20 protein-coding genes are annotated in these 16,596 nt (G+C 63.4%); 9 read left to right on the top strand and 11 right to left on the bottom strand.

The features are described 5' to 3' along the window. Positions 1-442 precede the first annotated feature (442 nt). On the top strand, positions 443-790 hold the full coding sequence (locus QZX93_RS11925; protein ID WP_295388577.1) for a hypothetical protein: 348 nt from the start codon (positions 443-445) through the stop codon (positions 788-790). A gap of 191 nt (positions 791-981) precedes the next feature. Here the strand turns inward: QZX93_RS11925 and QZX93_RS11920 are convergent, their stop codons facing one another. The 7 genes from QZX93_RS11920 to QZX93_RS11890 form a co-directional block, all read right to left on the bottom strand. Then, positions 982-1,344, bottom strand: a complete 363-nt coding sequence (locus QZX93_RS11920; RefSeq protein ID WP_295388579.1) for a CZB domain-containing protein — start codon at positions 1,342-1,344, stop codon at positions 982-984. Between the two features lie 85 nt (positions 1,345-1,429). After that, positions 1,430-1,978, bottom strand: coding sequence for an ATP/GTP-binding protein (locus tag QZX93_RS11915; protein ID WP_295388582.1), 549 nt, complete (start codon positions 1,976-1,978; stop codon positions 1,430-1,432). 12 nt (positions 1,979-1,990) lie between these two features. Next, positions 1,991-3,202, bottom strand: a complete 1,212-nt coding sequence (locus tag QZX93_RS11910) for a hypothetical protein (RefSeq protein WP_295388584.1) — start codon at positions 3,200-3,202, stop codon at positions 1,991-1,993. Positions 3,203-3,237: 35 nt separating this feature from the next. After that, positions 3,238-3,600 carry a CZB domain-containing protein gene (locus tag QZX93_RS11905; protein WP_295388586.1) on the bottom strand — a complete coding sequence of 121 codons (363 nt, stop codon included), beginning with the start codon at positions 3,598-3,600 and terminating at the stop codon, positions 3,238-3,240. A gap of 18 nt (positions 3,601-3,618) precedes the next feature. Continuing rightward, complete coding sequence (locus QZX93_RS11900) at positions 3,619-3,981, bottom strand: roadblock/LC7 domain-containing protein (RefSeq protein WP_295388588.1); 363 nt, start codon at positions 3,979-3,981, stop codon at positions 3,619-3,621. 6 nt (positions 3,982-3,987) lie between these two features. After that, on the bottom strand, positions 3,988-4,683 hold the full coding sequence (locus QZX93_RS11895; protein ID WP_295388590.1) for a hypothetical protein: 696 nt from the start codon (positions 4,681-4,683) through the stop codon (positions 3,988-3,990). 11 nt (positions 4,684-4,694) lie between these two features. Further along, positions 4,695-5,156 carry a hypothetical protein gene (locus QZX93_RS11890; RefSeq protein WP_295388592.1) on the bottom strand — a complete coding sequence of 154 codons (462 nt, stop codon included), beginning with the start codon at positions 5,154-5,156 and terminating at the stop codon, positions 4,695-4,697. Positions 5,157-5,663: 507 nt separating this feature from the next. On the opposite strand from QZX93_RS11890, the gene QZX93_RS11885 reads away from it, so the two are divergent. Further along, entirely contained in the window at positions 5,664-6,260 is a 597-nt protein-coding gene (locus QZX93_RS11885) for a hypothetical protein (protein WP_295388595.1), read from the top strand. Between the two features lie 282 nt (positions 6,261-6,542). On the opposite strand, the gene QZX93_RS11880 is transcribed toward QZX93_RS11885, so the two are convergent. The 4 genes from QZX93_RS11880 to sufB form a co-directional block, all read right to left on the bottom strand. Continuing rightward, the gene (locus QZX93_RS11880) at positions 6,543-6,944 is read right to left on the bottom strand and encodes an SUF system Fe-S cluster assembly protein (protein ID WP_295388597.1); all 402 of its coding nucleotides are present in this window, start codon (positions 6,942-6,944) and stop codon (positions 6,543-6,545) included. A 102-nt stretch (positions 6,945-7,046) separates the two neighbouring features. Then, positions 7,047-8,354, bottom strand: coding sequence for a Fe-S cluster assembly protein SufD (sufD, locus tag QZX93_RS11875; RefSeq protein WP_295388600.1), 1,308 nt, complete (start codon positions 8,352-8,354; stop codon positions 7,047-7,049). Continuing rightward, complete coding sequence (gene sufC / locus QZX93_RS11870; protein ID WP_295388603.1) at positions 8,351-9,103, bottom strand: Fe-S cluster assembly ATPase SufC; 753 nt, start codon at positions 9,101-9,103, stop codon at positions 8,351-8,353. Before sufC ends, sufD begins: the two co-directional genes overlap by 4 nt. Positions 9,104-9,319: 216 nt before the next feature. Next, positions 9,320-10,762 carry a Fe-S cluster assembly protein SufB gene (sufB, locus tag QZX93_RS11865; RefSeq protein WP_295388605.1) on the bottom strand — a complete coding sequence of 481 codons (1,443 nt, stop codon included), beginning with the start codon at positions 10,760-10,762 and terminating at the stop codon, positions 9,320-9,322. Between the two features lie 179 nt (positions 10,763-10,941). Here sufB and QZX93_RS11860 point away from each other — a divergent pair, with 179 nt between their 5' ends. The 7 genes from QZX93_RS11860 to QZX93_RS11830 all read left to right on the top strand — a co-directional run bounded on the left by QZX93_RS11860 (position 10,942) and on the right by QZX93_RS11830 (position 16,582). Beyond that, on the top strand, positions 10,942-11,466 hold the full coding sequence (locus QZX93_RS11860) for a hypothetical protein (protein ID WP_295388608.1): 525 nt from the start codon (positions 10,942-10,944) through the stop codon (positions 11,464-11,466). A 113-nt stretch (positions 11,467-11,579) separates the two neighbouring features. Further along, a complete protein-coding gene (locus QZX93_RS11855) occupies positions 11,580-11,996 on the top strand; it encodes an SCP2 sterol-binding domain-containing protein (protein WP_295388610.1) in 417 nt (138 codons plus the stop codon). Positions 11,997-12,107: 111 nt separating this feature from the next. Further along, entirely contained in the window at positions 12,108-12,320 is a 213-nt protein-coding gene (locus QZX93_RS11850) for a dodecin (protein WP_295388612.1), read from the top strand. Positions 12,321-12,433: 113 nt separating this feature from the next. Then, the gene (gene hsdR / locus QZX93_RS11845; RefSeq protein WP_295388615.1) at positions 12,434-14,842 is read left to right on the top strand and encodes an EcoAI/FtnUII family type I restriction enzme subunit R; all 2,409 of its coding nucleotides are present in this window, start codon (positions 12,434-12,436) and stop codon (positions 14,840-14,842) included. Then, entirely contained in the window at positions 14,839-15,870 is a 1,032-nt protein-coding gene (locus QZX93_RS11840; protein WP_295388617.1) for a phospholipase D family protein, read from the top strand. The genes hsdR and QZX93_RS11840 overlap by 4 nt, the downstream gene beginning before the upstream one ends. Positions 15,871-15,911: 41 nt before the next feature. Beyond that, positions 15,912-16,175, top strand: coding sequence for a type II toxin-antitoxin system VapB family antitoxin (locus QZX93_RS11835; protein WP_295388619.1), 264 nt, complete (start codon positions 15,912-15,914; stop codon positions 16,173-16,175). After that, positions 16,172-16,582 carry a type II toxin-antitoxin system VapC family toxin gene (locus QZX93_RS11830; protein ID WP_295388621.1) on the top strand — a complete coding sequence of 137 codons (411 nt, stop codon included), beginning with the start codon at positions 16,172-16,174 and terminating at the stop codon, positions 16,580-16,582. Before QZX93_RS11835 ends, QZX93_RS11830 begins: the two co-directional genes overlap by 4 nt. Positions 16,583-16,596: the final 14 nt, after the last annotated feature.

The following is a 16,596-nucleotide window of genomic DNA, read 5'->3' as shown; positions in this document are numbered from 1 at the left end:
AGTCCGGTTCTGCGAGGAGCCGGGAACGAATCGCTGTATGGCAGAGATATTGTGGCACCGCCGGGAAACCAGGCGGCAACAGAGAACACCAACGTCTGTCTAACCTGCGATGAGAACCCGGCTTACTCTCCGGCTCAATTATGAAACCCAAGAAATTGCCTAACCTACGCCTTAGAAGCGAGCGCGCGCATATTTAGGTTTCACGTTAGGCCAACACGCTAATGCCATTGCGGGTTCTAGCCCATAGATCATGCCAAGGAAAATCAGAGAACTCATTTATGACCTTGAACGGGCTGGATTCAGCAACAGGGGCGGAAAAGGTAGCCATCGGAATCTTGAACACAAGATAAGGCATAAGAATAACGATTTCCGGTCAGATAGGAGATGATGCAAAATTTTATCAGGAGCGAGAAGTAAGGCAAAAGATTGAGGAGTCAAGAAAATGAAAGAAAGCGCAGAATACCTAAAACTTGTCGAATGGTCTAACGAAGATCAATGTTTCATCGGCGAATGCCCTGGAATCATCGGTCCTTGCTGTCATGGCGACGACGAGGTTCAAGTATATGATCAATTGTGCCAAATCGTCGATGAGTCGATTCAAACGATGCAGGACGATGGGAAACTCCTTCCCCCTCCAACTGCGGGCAATAACTTGGCGTCACGACTAGGTCTTGGCCGGATTTATGATCAAGGCGGCTGCCGCCATTCCCTATCGGAGCCCGGCAATGTGCTGATGTTCATTCTGTCTAACGGTGCGCCGGTGTCCGGCTCACCCCCCTACTTAGAGTAGTCGCGGCTAACGGCCATGGCGCCCGCACCACTCCGAACGATGAACGTGGCGGGCGCCTTGGCCGTCGCCCCTCCCCACTCTCCCCCCAATAGGGGAGGGAGCATTGGAGCGCGCTCCCGGCGCGACTTTCACGGTAAAGCCGCTTCCACGGCGGACGTTCATCGTTCGAGGTAAGGCGGGCGCCATGGCCGTTACTTGGCTGACCCCGACAACCGGTCCAGCTCCAGCAACCGATCGACCAGGAGGGCGGAGAGCCTATACATGGCGGTAATCTCCTCCTCGGCCGCGCTGGCCTCCCCGGCCAGCGCAAGTTCCAACGCCTTGGCACTGGCCTCATGGAACTGTTGGTGGGGCTCGGCCAGCGAGTCGAACACGGCCGTCGCCTCCCGGCCGACCTCGGCCGCCTCGGCCGGTCCGGCGGTGTCCATCCATTTGCCCAGCTTACAGTCGCGATGGCCAGTGCCGCGGAAATCGCCGGTGCCGCTCAAGGTGGCCTTGATCCGATTCAGGTACTGAAGATGATCATTGAGTCGGTGCAGAAAAAAGGCACCCATGGCGGCGTCTCCCAATTATCGAACCATCTTGGCAGCGATTTGCGCTGCGCGCCTTGCGTCGAGAACAATCAGTCCGGGCCTCGCATCAGATCGCCACACCGGTATCCACCCCAGGGTCCAATGACAGCAACAGTGCCTGGACGAGTAGCGCCACGTCGCGGCGCTCGCGGGCGTCGACCTCGAACACCGGGGCCTTCATCCCCGCATCGGCGAGTGTGCGGTGGTAGTCCTCCAGCCGCGGCTCCGCACTCTGGTCCATGTAGGTCACCCCCACCGCGAGTCGCGTCTGGTCGATGAAGGGCCGAAAGGCGTCGAGGTAGTAGCGCAGATCGGCGAGCGGCTGCGGCCGGTGGTTGGCTACCAGCAGCACCACACCCAGGGCACCTTCGCTCAGGATTTGCCACATGAAGTTGAAACGCTCCTGGCCGGGCGTGCCGTAGAGATGGATCTGCTCGCCGCCGTCGAGACGGATCAGGCCGTAGTCCATGGCAACGGTGGTCGCCGACTTGAGCTCGCGGGTGGCATCGCTGGCCCTGGCCTCGGTGCTGATCGGCGGCGTATCGCTCACCGCCGCGATGGCGGCGGTCTTACCGGCCCCCACCGGCCCGGAAAAAACGATCTTGTGATGGGACATGGCCGGGGCTCCTCAGAAAAAAACGTTTAGGCGTTTCATGATACGACCCAGGAGCCCGCGCCGCGCATCGGCCGCAAAATCGAGCGGGCGGTTGGATGCGAGCGCTTTCGGTGCAGCGTCCGCACGGCATTGCGCCAGCCCCAATGCGGCGGCGGCGCTGTAGAAGGCGAATACGGATCGCTGTGGGAGGTTCAGCACCTCGGCGGTACGGATCAGGCTATGGGGCTCGCGCGCCCAGAGCGCGGCGATGCTCATGGCGCCCGGTGCCAGCGTCAGCCGGGTGAAGTTGGGCCAACGCTGCAACTGCACCGGTACGTCCACCGGTGTGTCCAGGGGCAGCCGACCCCGGGCCGCCCAGAGGGCCAGCTTCCAGATCAATGCGTCCAATGCGACGGTGCGGAATTGACCGTGCAGCAAGACCAGCCGCTCAATGTACTCCAAACGGCTCTGCTGCAGCGCCGCGGGCTGGAGGCCGTAAGGACGCAGGCGGTGGTCCGCGTCGGCGATCCGGGCCAGCCCGCGGAGCGGGTCCAGTACGATCTCGGGCCAGGGTCCCTGGATGCGGACCCCTTGGCCGCGCGCGTGGGCCGAATCCCGGGCGGCAATCACAATACTTTGCAGGAAGCGGCTGGGGTCGTAATAGGCCTTGACTAACTGGTGCGGATCGCTCGGATCGATATCCGGGGCGGTACCGATCAAGGCATTCGCCTGCTCCTGATCCAAGAGCCGCGCGACGCGACTGCGGGCCTGCGGGTCCCCCGCTACGGCCGGACGCCCCCAATCGTCGATGCGCTTGGCAACCACGATCATGGCCGAAGCGTCGTCGGCAAGCGGCACAGTCGCCGCCTCGCGCTGGGCCGCCGCGGCGGCGAGCGCCGCCTGGCGGACCCGCTCGCGCAGCACGCCCAGGCGCGCGACCAGGTCATCCAGACTGATGGGCTTTGCCAACACCAGGTCCGACGCGACCACCGCCGGCGCCAAGGGTGCCAGCGACAGCAGGATCAAGGGGCGCAGCGGGTCGCGGCGGCGCAACTCCGCCAGGGCGGTGCTGGCCTGGTAGCTGTCCATATCCACAATGCAGGCCTGGGCCTGCGGCTCATCGACCAGCATGCACGCATCGCGGCAGGGTCCCTGGAACGCCAGCTCCAGCGTCTTGACCTGGCGGACCTCCATGCCAACCACGGCCACCCGCAGCGGCGGCCCCACAACCGGCCCCGCGGTCACGGAGCCGCGCCCAGAGGCAGGTGCTCCGGGAGGCATTACTTGGCTGCCCCCGACAGCCGGTCCAGCTCGAGTAACCGATCGACCAGGACGCCGGAGAGCGTGTGCATGGCGGTCATCTCCGCCTCGGCCTCACTGGCCTGCCCGGCCAGCGAGAGCTCCAGTGCCTTGGCGCTGGCCTCGTGGAATTGCTGGTGGGGCTCGGCCAGCGAGTCGAACACGGCCTTGGCCGCCGGACCGGCCTCCGCCGCCTCGGCCGGCCCGGCGCCGTCCATCCATTTGCCCAGCTTACAGTCGTGGTGGCTGCCGCCGCGGAAATCGCCGGTGCCGTTCAAGGTGGCCTTGATCCGGTTCAGGTATTGAATATGGTCGTTGAGTCGCAGCAGAAAAAAGGCACCCATGACGGCGTCTCCCGATTATCAAATGATCTTGGCAACATTTTCCGCTGCGCGCTTCACGTCGAGAAAGATCAGTCCAAGCTTGGCGTTCGCCTTGGCAATCACGGCGAGCACCGCGTCGCTCCCCGCATAGGTCAGCAGCACATAGCCGTTCGCGCCCTTGATGAGCACCTGCTCCAGGTGTCCACGCGCCAGCTCGTCGGCGGTGCGGCCGCCCAGGGCCAGCATCGCCGCCGCCATGGCGCCGATGCGGTCCTCCTCCAGACCCGCAGGCAGGAGCGAGGCCATCATCAACCCGTCGCTGGAGACGATCGCGGAGGCCTCGATGTCGGCGGATGAGCCGTTGAGCTCGCTCAAAATAGACTTGAGTACGTCGTCACGCATTCTTCTTTACTCTCTATAGGTTTCAGGACTCGTTGCTATCGCGGTTGTACCGAACGCGGAAACGACGTCCGGTGCCCCACCCACCATTCTTGACAACCTCCAGACCAGGCGTAGGAAATCGGGATGGTTGAAGCGCGGTCGTCCGCCCAGGACCAGTGCGAACCATTCGCTACCCAGAAACAAGGGCCAAACGCCGATCTGGCTGTGACCGGCCGCATCGATCATGCCCCAGGCGCCGGGCCCGACCTGCTCCAGTCCGCCCAACAGCCGGCGACAGCGCAACGCCAGCGCCACCGCATCGGCGCTGACCGCGGCGAGGCCCTGGACCTGGGACTCGTCGAATCCGGCGCAGCCGATCTGTAGACCGTGGCGGTCGGCCAGCAGTGCCTGACGCAGGCTGCTCAAGGAGGGCAGCAGCCCCGGCAAGAGCGGCTCGAGCGGCTCCGACGGGCAGTGGGCGGGCGCCTCCAGGCCCCATAGCCAGCCGAGGGTCTCCATCCGCGCGACCAGCTCGACCGCGGACTGGGACGACTCTGCCCCCAACCAGTCGCCCCATGGCACATCCCCCACACGCGGTGTGTGGCGCTCCTTGAGGAGCCTAAACAGGAGTCGGCGCATCGGCGTCGGCTCCTGGGCGGCGGTGGCATGGTAGGCACCGGCCGGCGTCACACCCAGATACAGGTCCTCGTCAAGACGGGGCACAGGAGAGCCGTTCAATCGGCGAGGATCAGTGGACGCCCGCGGGGGCGAGCCGCCAGCACCGCGTGGGTATCGTCCGGGAGGACCCGGTCGTCGACACCGCCTTGCTCGAGCCAGGCGGCGAGCGGTCGTGCCTGCGCCTCGGGAAGTAACGGGCGGGCCAGGTCGAAGAGACGCCGCCGCAATGCCTCCCCCCGCTGGCCCAACGCGATAAACAGGTCGGCGAGGCTGCCGAAGAGTGCCGCCGGGTCCGCTTGGTTCAGACACAAGAGCACCCGCCGGGTATGGGCCGTCAGGTCCGCCGGGGTCCGCGCCACGCTGTACGCCAAATGTTCGATCATGGGTCCTGGGGGATACCAGTCTGGAACCAGCAGGTTATGGTCGGCGCCCTGCCAGAAAATCGGCTCCATCCCGGGTTGCCCGAGGTCTTCCGGCAACGGGGCAGTGAGATTGTCCGGCACCAGCTTGGGTTGCATCGTTTGCTAAGAAAATTTGTAAAACTTTGTAAAACGATAGGCCATTATTATTCAAAATTTGCGAATTGTCAGAATTATTTTTTTTAGGGTTAAGGCCATTTTTGTGAAGAAGTGCCAACACAGCACGACCACTTTCTGATTAAATACCGAGCCCGGTATTGTGCGCTTCGCGACCGGACCAGGACCAAGGATCGGCGCCGGGGCAGACCAGCGGGAGCCGGCCTCGGCGCGGCGCGCGGGAGGCGCCAACGGGGCGCATTGCTTACGTGAAAGTCGCGCCGGGAGCGCGCTCCACCTCTCCCCTCGTGGGGGAGGGCGGGGTGGGGGAACGGCCGGCGCCCGCCACTTTCATGGTTCTGGATGGCGCGGGCGCCATGGCCGTTATCCTGAACAATCCTAGGGGAAGAGCGCCGACCACTCGGTGACACCGCTCAGTGAAATACTCGCCCAATCTCCGAGCGGCGCCAGGACAGGCCTATCCACTTCACTCTTGCGGGAGAAATTTCAATGGCGCTCGATCAGAAGGCATTGCAGAAAAAACGGGCCAAGCGGGAGTTGAAGCGCAAGCAGGCAAAAACGACCGTGGCACGTCAATCAGGCGGCCGCTCGCTGCCCCACGGCTGGGCCAGCGCGGCGCAGGCACCGATTGCCGATGTCTTCGCCCCCACCGATCTCTCGGCGGTCGGCATGGGAACCGTGTGGTTCAACCGACGGCTGCCGGATGGACGCTACGCCATTGCGGGTTTCGTGGTCGACACCTATTGCCTGGGGGTCAAGAACGCCCTGTACAATGTGGTGGATGAAGCCGAATATGCCTCACTCCTGGCGCACATTCGATCAGGTGCAACCGAGGTACTCGAGCGACAGGACCCGGCCTACGCCCGCAAGCTGGTCGAGGGGGCAGTGGACTATGCCAAGGCATTAGGCTTTGAACCGCATGAGGATTACCGCAACGCGCGGGCGCTCTTCGGTGACATCGACGCGGCCTCCTGCCCAGTGCAGTTCACCTTTGGCCGGGATGGTAAGCCGCTCTATATCCAAGGTCCTGACGACAGCCCGGCGATGATGCGGCGCATCGCGATGAGGCTCAGTCGGCACGCGTAGGAGCGGCCCCCGGCCGCGACAGGTTCCGCAGGACGTGATCCCACCCTCCTGCGTCACTGCCATACTTCATGGCAGCGCTGCGGCGTCGATCATAATCCCGGCCAGCGGCGTGCGTAGTCAGGGCTTCCAGCCCTGGCGGTGTCAGGCCAAGATGGCCTGACTACGCACCCGGCGAGCCCAAGTGGCCGGAATCTTGATCAAGGCCAGCGCTGCTTCCGCGTGGGAACGAGAAAAACACTCAAAATCTTGGCGTGCTTGGCGCCTTGGCGTGAGACATTCGGGTTATAGCATCCCAAGCTCGAGCTTGGCCTCGTCGCTCATGCGCTCTTGGCCCCAGGGCGGGTCCCAGACCAACTCCACCGCGACCTCGCCGACCCCTTCGATCCCGGACACCGCGTCCTTGACCATCTGCGGCATCATGCCGGCCACCGGACAGGCGGGGGCGGTGAGTGTCATATCGATGGCCACATCGCCGTTCGCGCTGATCTCGATGCTGTAGATCAGGCCCAGGTCATAGATATTGACCGGGATCTCCGGGTCATAGACTCGGCGCAGCGACTCAATGATCGGTTCGCGCAACTGCTCGGCGTCCATGCGCTCGACGACGACCTCGGTGTGCTGCTGGGGGGGTTCGGGCTGCGCTTCGGTTTGGCCGAAACCCGCAAAGCGGGCCAAACGGTTCATAAGGGGCCTCATTATTCTGTGCATTCGATTTTCCAGGGCACACACGGCACAGCGGACCCGGCACGACATCCCGGCGCGGTGTCACGAGCGTGCGGGGCGGCTTCAGGTCGCCTGCTCCAGGCGATGCCCGACCTCTTCGGCCACGTGCATACGCAGTGCCTCGGGACCCAGCGCGTCCAGGACCTCAGCGGCGAATCCCAGGCACAGCATACGCCGCGCAAGCGGGGCGCCGATGCCGCGAGAGCGCAGATAAAACAACTGCTCCGGGTCCAACTCGCCGACGGTGGTACCGTGGCTGCATTTCACGTCGTCGGCCTCGATCTCCAACTGGGGCTTGGTATCGATCTCCGCCCCCTCGCACAGGACCAGATTCCGGTTGGTCATGGCCGCATCGGTCTGCTGGGCGTCGCGGGCGACATGGACCCGACCGTCGAATACCGCCCGACCCTTGCCATAGAGGATGCCCTTGAAGTACTCCCGGCTGCGGCAGCGCGGCACCTGGTGATCGACGTCCAGATGGATATCCAGCAACTGGCGCTCCCCGACCAGATAGAGCCCCTGGAGGTCGCACACGGCATCCTCGCCCGTGAAACGCACCCGCAGGTCGGTTCGCGCCCAGGCGGCGCCCACCGCAATATTGATACACCGATAGTTGCTCGCGGCGCCGAGCCGGACATAGAGCGCGGCGAGGTGAAAGGCCTTCGGGCTCTCCAATTGGACGCGCTGGTGCTCCAGGACCGCATCCGCCCCGAGCATGACCTCCAGGACTGAGTTGGTGCAATACAGCCCATCGGTCAGGCCGACATAACGCTCGATCAGGTGGGCCTGGGCGCCGGTCTCCAGGACTACCAGATGGCGCGGCTGGGCGAGCAGCGGGGCCGCGGCGCCGACCGACAGGTGGATGAGCTCGATGGGTCGGGGCAGACAGACGCCAGGACCCATGATCGCCACCAGGCCATCGTCCAGGCCAGCCGTGTTGAGCGCGGTAAAGAGCGACTGGTCGGGGCCGGCGACGGCATTCAGGCGGTCCTTGAGCGCGTCCGGGTCGGTCGCCAGCAATTCGGCCAAGCTCCCGACCCGCACCCCGGGCGGCAGGCCCTCGAGCGCCGACAGGCCCGGCACGAAACGGCCGTTGACCAGCACCACCCGATAGGCATCGAGCTCAGGGATGAGCCGCGGCTCAAGTGCCTCCGGGCGCAGGGTCACCGGCTCGACTGCCGGCACAAAGCCCTGTTCCAGCAGGCGGCTGAGGCTGGTGTAGCGCCACGCCTCCTGCTTGGTGCCGGGGACGCCCTGCGCCGCGACGCTCAGACGGGCCGCGGCGCGTTGCGTCTGGAGCCAATCCAGACGGCCGCCCGCACTCGCCGGGGCGGGCGCGAGCCACTGTTCAAATCCGGGCGCGGGGCTCATGCCGCCTCCTCGATCCCGAGCCAACCGTAGCCCTTCTCCTCCAACTCCAGGGCCAACGACTTACCGCCGGAGCGGATGATCTGACCCTGGGCGAGCACATGGACATAGTCCGGCTGGATATAGTCGAGTAGGCGCTGGTAATGGGTCACCAGGATGACCGAACGCTCGGGGTTGCGCAGCGCATTGACCCCGTCGGCGACGATGCGCAGGGCGTCGATGTCGAGTCCCGAATCGGTCTCATCGAGGATGGCGAGCTTGGGCTCCAGCAGTGCCATCTGGAAGATCTCGTTGCGCTTTTTCTCGCCGCCCGAAAAACCGAAATTGACCGGGCGCTTGAGCAGCGAATCGTCCAGGTGCAACACCTTGAGCCGCTCCTTCATCAGACGCATAAAGGCCACCGCGTCCAGTTCCGGCTGCCCGCGCGCGGTGCGGATGGCGTTGAGCGCCGCCTTGAGGAAATAGGTGTTGTTGACCCCCGGCAGTTCCACCGGGTACTGGAAGGCGAGGAAGAGACCCAGGTGGGCGCGCTCCTCCGGCGTCAGTGCCAGCAGGTCCTGACCGTCGAAGGTCGCGCTGCCGCCGGTGACAGTGTAACCGTCGCGGCCGGACAACACATGGGCCAGCGTGCTCTTGCCGGAGCCGTTGGGGCCCATGATGGCATGCACCTCGCCGCGACCGATCTCCAGGTCCAACCCCTTGAGGATCTCCTTCTCGCCGACCTTGGCCTTCAGGCCCTTCACAGACAACATCTAGAATCTCCTACAGATCGAGCGGCCCAGATGGTGCCGCAGAGAATGACGAAGGCGTCGCCTGAGCCAAAATCCGCAAATTGCTCACGCCAAGTCGCCAAGTCGCCAAGAAGAAAAAGGCTGTCGCTGTACTGACCGGCCATCCGTCGCCGGCATCGCCCGACGCTGGCAACGCGTTGAATGCACTTGGCGTCTTGGCGCCTTGGCGTGAGACATTCAACCGACGGCTCCTTCGAGGCTGATGCTCAAGAGCTTCTGGGCCTCCACCGCAAACTCCATCGGGAGTTGCTTGAAGACCTCCTTGCAGAAGCCGTTGACGATCATGGAGACGGCATCCTCCGCGGTCAATCCGCGCGAGCGGCAATAGAAGAGCTGGTCATCGCTGATCTTCGAGGTGGTCGCCTCGTGCTCGGTTTGCGCCGTCGGGTTCTTGACCTCGATATAGGGGACGGTGTGGGCGGCGCAGCGCGCCCCGATCAGGAGCGAGTCGCACTGGGTGTGGTTGCGCGCCCCCGCCGCCTTGGCGGCGATACGCACCAGCCCCCGGTAGGTCTGTTCGCCCTCCCCCGCCGCGATCCCCTTGGAGACGATGGTGGAGCTGGTGTTGCGCCCCAGGTGGATCATCTTGGTGCCGGTGTCGGCCTGCTGGCGGCCCTTGGTGACGGCCACCGAGTAGAACTCACCCACTGAATCGTCCCCGCGCAGGATGCAGCTGGGGTATTTCCAGGTGATGGCCGAGCCGGTCTCGACCTGGGTCCAGGAGATCTTGGAGCGCGCCCCGCGGCAGTCGCCGCGCTTGGTCACGAAGTTGTAGATACCGCCGCGACCCTGGGCGTCGCCCGGATACCAGTTCTGGACCGTGGAATATTTGATCTCCGCGTCCTCCATGGCGATCAGCTCCACCACCGCGGCGTGGAGTTGGTTCTCGTCGCGCATGGGGGCGGTACAGCCCTCCAGATAACTGACATAGCTACCCGCCTCCGCGATGATCAGGGTCCGCTCGAACTGGCCGGTGTTGCGCGCGTTGATGCGGAAGTAGGTACTGAGCTCCATGGGGCAGCGCACCCCTTTTGGCACATAAACAAAGGTGCCGTCGCTGAACACCGCGGCGTTCAAGGCGGCGTAGAAATTGTCCGTGTGCGGCACGACCGAGCCCAGATAAGGCCTCACCAGGTCTGGGTAGTCGCGCAGCGCCTCGGAGATGGCGCAGAAGATCACGCCGGCCGCGGCCAACTGGGTACGGAAGGTGGTCGCCACCGAGACGCTGTCGAACACGGCGTCCACGGCGATCCCGGAGAGCGCCATCTGCTCCTCGATCGGGATGCCGAGCTTGTTGTAGGTCTCCAGCAACTTGGGGTCGATCTCATCCAGGCTCTTGGGTCCGTCCCCCGACTTGGGGGCCGAGAAATAGGAGATGGACTGGAAGTCGATCGGCGGATAATGCACCTGGGCCCAGCGTGGCGGGGTCATGGTCTGCCAGTGTCGCAAGGCCCGCAGGCGGGCCTCGAGCATGAACTCCGGCTCGCCCTTACGCGCCGAGATGGCCCGGACCACGCCCTCGTCCAGGCCGGGTGGGAGGGTGTCGGACGCGATGTCGGTCACGAAACCGTGTTCGTACTCCGAGGTAACGATCGCTTCTACGTCAGGACTGACAGTCATCTCACTTGGCTCCGGCGCGCTTAGGCGCCCATTTCTGAGCGGCTCACTAGGTTGCAAATATACGTCTGGCGGGCGGCGTTGCAAGCGCTGCGTCTGAACGCGGCCCGGCCTATGGTAAAGTCCGTCCCCGACGCGCGTCACACGCTCGACGCCCCGGCCGGCCCTGACGGAGAACCCCGATGCCCTTACCCCACACCCCCCCTAAGCTGCGCCGCGCGGCCCGGCCGTTCGCCTGGCTCATCCCCGGGATCGGGACGATCGCGCTGATCGCCCTCCTCGCCGGTTGCAGCACTTGGCGCGGCCCGGAACCCGCGCTGCGGGCCAGCGGTCCAGACACCCCGCGCTGCCGCGAAGAGTGCAACTTGCTCAGGACCCAATGCAAGCAGCGCCAGGAAAACCGCGAACTCGGCTGCGCCGAGCGACACACCGTCGCCGTGACGGACTACGACCGGTGCATCAAGACCGGCGGCCGCAACTGCCAGGAACCCTACAGTTGCCTGGGGGCGGATCTGGCCATCTGCCGGCGGGAATACGCACCATGCGCCAGGGGCTGCGGCATGACTGGCGAGCCGCCGCCGGACGCCACGACCGGCCCCGCGACGGCCCCCAAGGCCGACGAGACCGCATCGCCGACCCAGCACGACCAGACCGCGCCCCCCGCCAAGACCGACAAGGCCGACAAGACCGGTGGCGCGGCGGGCTGAACGGGGCAGCGGCCCCGCGTCCGTGGCCTGACATCCTGATAAGATCCACGGCAATCCCGGCTGGGACGCCTCCCGGCCCGGACCACTCGACCATCAACTGGAGAACATCGACTATGGCACAACTCTTTTCGGCCGACTGGATGAACGCCTACAAGGACGCCTGGAACGCGGAGCCCGAGGTGCGCGAAAAGCTCGCAGAGATCGGCTTCAACTCAGTGGTCTATTGCGGCTTCAAGAATGAAGAGAATCCGCGCAGCCTGTTCGTCGTCGAGAACGGCGTATGCGTGGATGCCGGGGCCTGGTCCCCGACCTCACCGGCCCCCAGTTGGGACATGCGCGCCGACCTCAAGGATTGGCTCAAGTGGATCGAGAACGGGATCGGCATGGCCGGTCTGGGCATGGCCTTCGCCACCGGCAAGCTCAAGTTCAAGGTCGGTGACTACAAGGGGATGCTCAAGGACCCGCGCATGGCCAACCCCTTCGTCAAAAGCTTCGGCCTGATGCAGATGATCGGCGCCGACGAGCTCTAGGCAGGGCTCGATTCATGATGTCGGCCACCCACGGGTGGCAGACATCGCGGCCGGGGGGCCGCCCCTAAGAGATAGGCGCGGTCCCCGAATCCGAATCCCGAGGAGAACACGATGTCTGACCGAGTGTATAAGCTGGTTGAGGTCGTCGGCACATCCAGCACCGGCACCGATGACGCCATGCACAACGCCATCACCACGGCCGCCAAGACCATCCGGCACATCGACTGGTTCGAGGTGGTCAAGACCACCGGCCATGTCGTGGACGGCAAGATCGCCCACTTCCAGGTCACCCTAAAGATCGGCTTCCGACTCGAAACCGACTGACGACTGGCCCGCACGGGCGATAACGGCAAGCCTTTCCAGGCCCGGGCGCGCATCGATACGCACCACGAGATGAACGATTGCCGCTGCAGCGGCATGCTGCTCGGAGCAACAGGATGTCTCTCAACGAAGCCGATACCTGCCGGGTCTTGGTCACCCCCAAGCTGCGTGCAGCCGGTTGGGAAGAACCACCCCATCTGATCGCCGAACAGCACACCTTCACGGCTGGCCGCGTGCGTATCGTCGCCGGCCAGTCCGTCCGCGGCGAGCGCAAGCGAGCCGACTATTTTCTGCTCTATACCCAGGACCTTACCCTGGCCGTCGTGGAGGCCAAGCCCGAGGACGCGCCCGAGGGCACCGGGCTGGCGCAGTCAAAGGGCTATGCGCAGTTGCGGGACCTCAAGTTTGCCTATGCCACCAACGGGCACTGGATCGTCGAATTCGACTTTTTGACCGGCACCGAGACCAGCCTCACCGCCTTCCCCACGCCCGCTGCGTTGTTCGCGAGGCTTCAGGCCGCCGCTGGTCTTGGTGAGGAGGCCACCCGGCGCCTCCTCACCCCCGCCTACCAGGTTCCCGAGAAGCCACCGCGCTACTACCAGGAAATCGCCATCGACCGCACCGTGCGGGCGATCCTGGGAGGGCAAACGCGCATCCTCTTTTGCATGGCCACCGGCACCGGCAAGACCACCGTCGCCTTCCAGATCTGTTGGAAGCTCTGGACCGCCCGCTGGACCCGCGATGGCACGGCGCGCAAGCCCCGCAGCCTATTCCTGGCAGATCGCAACATCCTGGTGGACGATCCCAAGGACAAGGACTTTGCCCCCTTCGGCAATGCCCGCTGGAAGATCGAGGGCGGCCGTGCGCAGCTGAGTCGGGAGATGTATTTCGCCACCTACCAGTCACTGGCCAAGGACAAGGTCCGCCCCGGGCTCTATCGCCAATACCCGCGGGACTTTTTTGATCTGGTCATCGTCGATGAGTGTCACCGCGGCAGCGCCGCCGATGAGAGCAACTGGCGCGAGATCCTGGAGTGGTTCGAGCCCGCCTATCAACTCGGCATGACGGCCACACCCCAGCGCGCGGAGAATCGCGACACCTATCGCTACTTCGGCAACCCGGTCTATTCCTACAGCCTGCGCGACGGCATCGAGGATGGCTTCCTAGCGCCTTACCGGGTCCATCGGGTGGTCACCGACGTGGACGCGACCGGCTGGCGCCCGACGCGGGACGAGCTCGACCGCTTCGGCCGCGCGATCCCTGATGGGCTTTACGAAACCAGGGACTTCGAGCGCAGCGTCGTCTTGAAGGCCCGCACCCAGGCCGTCGCCAAGCACCTGACCGACTTCATGCGGCGCACCGACCGCTGGGCCAAGACCATCGTCTTCTGCGTCGATCAGGAGCACGCCGCAGCGATGCGCCAGGCCCTGACCAACCTGAACCAGGACCTGGTGGCCAAGCACCCGCACTATGTGGAGCGCGTCACCTCCGACGAGGGTGAGACTGGCCGGGGATTCCTCAGCAATTTCCAGGACCCGGAGGAGACCACCCCGGTGATCCTGACGACCTCGCAGATGCTCACCACCGGGGTGGACGTGCCCACCTGCAAGAATATCGTCCTGGTGCGGGTCATCAACTCCTTAACCGAATTCAAACAGATCATCGGGCGCGGCACCCGGCTGCGTGAGGACTACGGCAAGACCTGGTTCAATATCATCGACTATACCGGCTCGGCCACGGCCCGCTTTGCGGACCCGGACTTCGACGGCTACCCGGACGCGATCGACGAGACCGAGATTGACGGACAGGGTAACGAAACCGGCACCGAAACCATCGACCCGACGACCCAGACGACACCGCAAGTCGGCGAGGCCGAGGGCGAAACAGACGATGACGGACCAGTTGAGACCCCAGGCCCGGGCGAGATCGAGGAGCCCCCGCCCCGCAAATACTATGTCGATGGCGGCGCGGTCAAGATCATCGGGCATGTGGTCTACGAATTGGACGGCGACGGCCAGCAATTGCGGGTCATCCAATACACCGACTACACCGCGGCGCAGATTCGCACCCTGTTCCGCAGTGCCGATGCGCTCACCGCCGACTGGGCCGACCCGGTCACGCGCGAGACATTACTGGCGCGCCTGGAACTCGTCGGCATCCGCTTTGCGGACCTGGCCGACGCTACCGGGACCCCGGATGCCGACCCCTTGGACCTGCTCTGCCATCTCGCATTCCAGCGCCCCCTGCGCACCCGCCGCGAGCGGGCCGAGCACCTGCGCCGTCAGCGGCCCGACTTTTTCGACCAGCACAGCGCCGCCGCCCGCGGCATTCTCGACACCCTGCTCGACCAATATATGGAACATGGGCCGGCCGAGTTCCAGATCCCTCAGGCACTGAAGCACAGGACCATCGCCGCCCACGGCAACGCCATGGAGATCGCCGACCTGTTCGGGGGACCGCTGGCCATGCGGCAGAGTGTGAATCAACTCCAAGCACTCCTTTACACCGACGCCGGAGCATCATGAGTAACCCAAGACCTTTTGTAACCGCTGAAGATATTCGCGATGCGCTTACCCACATAAAGCCCGCAAAGGTTGCAGTTGCCTACGTTGGGAAGGGATGGAGCGACTATCTTGCTGCGGACTGTCTGGAAAAGCTGGAGCTGGTGGTATCGCCTACGTTTGGGTCCAATCCGCGGGCCATTGAAGATATTATGAGGAAAATCGGACACGAGAACGTCTATTTTCTCGATGAGCTGCATGCCAAGATCTATCTTGGTAAAAAGGCCGCCGTCGTCGGAAGCTGTAATCTGTCGGATAATGGACTAGGCGATATTGGCCGTTGGGAGGTAGCGGTACTATTAGAAGACGCGGAATCACTTCAAGAGCTCGAGGATACATTCGCAAATTACAAGAGGCTAGCTAAAAAACAATATCCAGACAAGGAGGCTAAATTAAATAGACTCAGAAAATTGATTACTCAATGGAATACTGCAATTTGGCATGATATCATTAAGGATGAATCAGGCGAAGCACCGCTCCTTAGAGACTATGAAAGCGATTTATACACGATTCACATTTTGCCGTATAACGGAACATTTCAATATAACGAGAATATACTTGACGCGATTATTCCAGTCGTACCTGAAACCTATTTTCGCGACACCCTCGCTCTTGAGAAAGGATACCGGATCAAAGAAGGAGATTGGCTGTTGTGTTGGCATGCGAATGACAACGGTTCTCCAATAAGAAATGGCAAAGTAAGTTGGCTTCATGCACATCATGTCGTACCACATGGTGCGATTCATGATACATGCACGAAGCTCGTAGGTGAAGCCAAGAGGAGATGGCGGACGCCTGTCAGTCCGCCTTTTCGGCTAAAGAGAAGGAATACACAGACACTCATTCGTAACACGCTGGAGCTAGCGCAATTCCATGTATTGTGGAATGCCGAACAGCGGAACGTTAAGCGCGTTAATGACTTCCTCGCGCATGTTCGCCGCGCTCAAGATGAGGCGCTGAGGAACCAGCCTGAAGCAGAGCGCGAATTCTGAAATTTCCATATTATCGAGCCACATTCCGAAAGAGGCCCTAGATGCCAGACCTGACTATCCGCGGGGTATCCGATGAGCTTCATGATTGGCTCAAACACCAGGCCCAAGCGCATCGCCGGTCAGTGAATCGCGAAGCAATCGCACTACTCGAAGCAATGCGGGCAGAGCGCGCGGCGGTTCGCAGGCGCCCGTCGCCGGACGAGATCCTGGCAATGGCTCGGCGTTTCTCCAGCCTGCCCGTGAGCGATGCCCGGAGTCCAGACGAGATCATGGGCTATGATGAGCATGGACTGCCCCACCAATGACCGCAATCGTCGTGGATACATCTGCGGTGATGGCCGTGCTGTTGGAAGAGGATGACGCACACCGCTACGCCGCTGCCCTAAGCAAGGCCACCGAGTTGCGAATGGCGGCACCGACTTGGCTGGAGACGGCAATGCTCGCCACCGCCCGGTGCCGTGGCGATGGTTTTCGGGAGTTGACCGCGTTTCTTGATTTCATTGGGATTGAGGTCGTCCCGATGGACTTTGTATTGGCGCAGATCGCCTACGATGCCTGGGCTCGCTTCGGAAAGGGCCGCCATCCCGCCAAGTTAAACTATGGCGACTGCTTCGCCTATGCCTTGGCCAGGCAGCGCGGCGAGCCCCTCTTGTTCAAGGGCGGAGACTTCACGCTGACCGACATCCAAGCTGCCATCCAGCCCGCACCCTGATTGACCACGCCCCG

The sequence above is a fragment of the uncultured Thiodictyon sp. genome (genome assembly GCF_903946935.1).
Taxonomy (GTDB): domain Bacteria; phylum Pseudomonadota; class Gammaproteobacteria; order Chromatiales; family Chromatiaceae; genus Thiodictyon.
The sequence above is the reverse complement of the archived record's forward strand: the minus strand, read 5'-3'. Positions and strand labels throughout refer to the sequence as shown.

Coding starts and splice junctions, on each gene's coding strand:
- QZX93_RS11925 (WP_295388577.1), top strand. CDS start 443: ATGAAAGAAAGCGCAGAATACCTAAAACTTGTCGAATGGTCTAACGAA.
- QZX93_RS11920 (WP_295388579.1), bottom strand. CDS start 1,344: ATGGGTGCCTTTTTTCTGCACCGACTCAATGATCATCTTCAGTACCTG.
- QZX93_RS11915 (WP_295388582.1), bottom strand. CDS start 1,978: ATGTCCCATCACAAGATCGTTTTTTCCGGGCCGGTGGGGGCCGGTAAG.
- QZX93_RS11905 (WP_295388586.1), bottom strand. CDS start 3,600: ATGGGTGCCTTTTTTCTGCTGCGACTCAACGACCATATTCAATACCTG.
- QZX93_RS11900 (WP_295388588.1), bottom strand. CDS start 3,981: ATGCGTGACGACGTACTCAAGTCTATTTTGAGCGAGCTCAACGGCTCA.
- QZX93_RS11890 (WP_295388592.1), bottom strand. CDS start 5,156: ATGCAACCCAAGCTGGTGCCGGACAATCTCACTGCCCCGTTGCCGGAA.
- QZX93_RS11885 (WP_295388595.1), top strand. CDS start 5,664: ATGGCGCTCGATCAGAAGGCATTGCAGAAAAAACGGGCCAAGCGGGAG.
- QZX93_RS11880 (WP_295388597.1), bottom strand. CDS start 6,944: ATGAACCGTTTGGCCCGCTTTGCGGGTTTCGGCCAAACCGAAGCGCAG.
- sufD (WP_295388600.1), bottom strand. CDS start 8,354: ATGAGCCCCGCGCCCGGATTTGAACAGTGGCTCGCGCCCGCCCCGGCG.
- sufC (WP_295388603.1), bottom strand. CDS start 9,103: ATGTTGTCTGTGAAGGGCCTGAAGGCCAAGGTCGGCGAGAAGGAGATC.
- sufB (WP_295388605.1), bottom strand. CDS start 10,762: ATGACTGTCAGTCCTGACGTAGAAGCGATCGTTACCTCGGAGTACGAA.
- QZX93_RS11860 (WP_295388608.1), top strand. CDS start 10,942: ATGCCCTTACCCCACACCCCCCCTAAGCTGCGCCGCGCGGCCCGGCCG.
- QZX93_RS11855 (WP_295388610.1), top strand. CDS start 11,580: ATGGCACAACTCTTTTCGGCCGACTGGATGAACGCCTACAAGGACGCC.
- QZX93_RS11850 (WP_295388612.1), top strand. CDS start 12,108: ATGTCTGACCGAGTGTATAAGCTGGTTGAGGTCGTCGGCACATCCAGC.
- hsdR (WP_295388615.1), top strand. CDS start 12,434: ATGTCTCTCAACGAAGCCGATACCTGCCGGGTCTTGGTCACCCCCAAG.
- QZX93_RS11840 (WP_295388617.1), top strand. CDS start 14,839: ATGAGTAACCCAAGACCTTTTGTAACCGCTGAAGATATTCGCGATGCG.
- QZX93_RS11835 (WP_295388619.1), top strand. CDS start 15,912: ATGCCAGACCTGACTATCCGCGGGGTATCCGATGAGCTTCATGATTGG.
- QZX93_RS11830 (WP_295388621.1), top strand. CDS start 16,172: ATGACCGCAATCGTCGTGGATACATCTGCGGTGATGGCCGTGCTGTTG.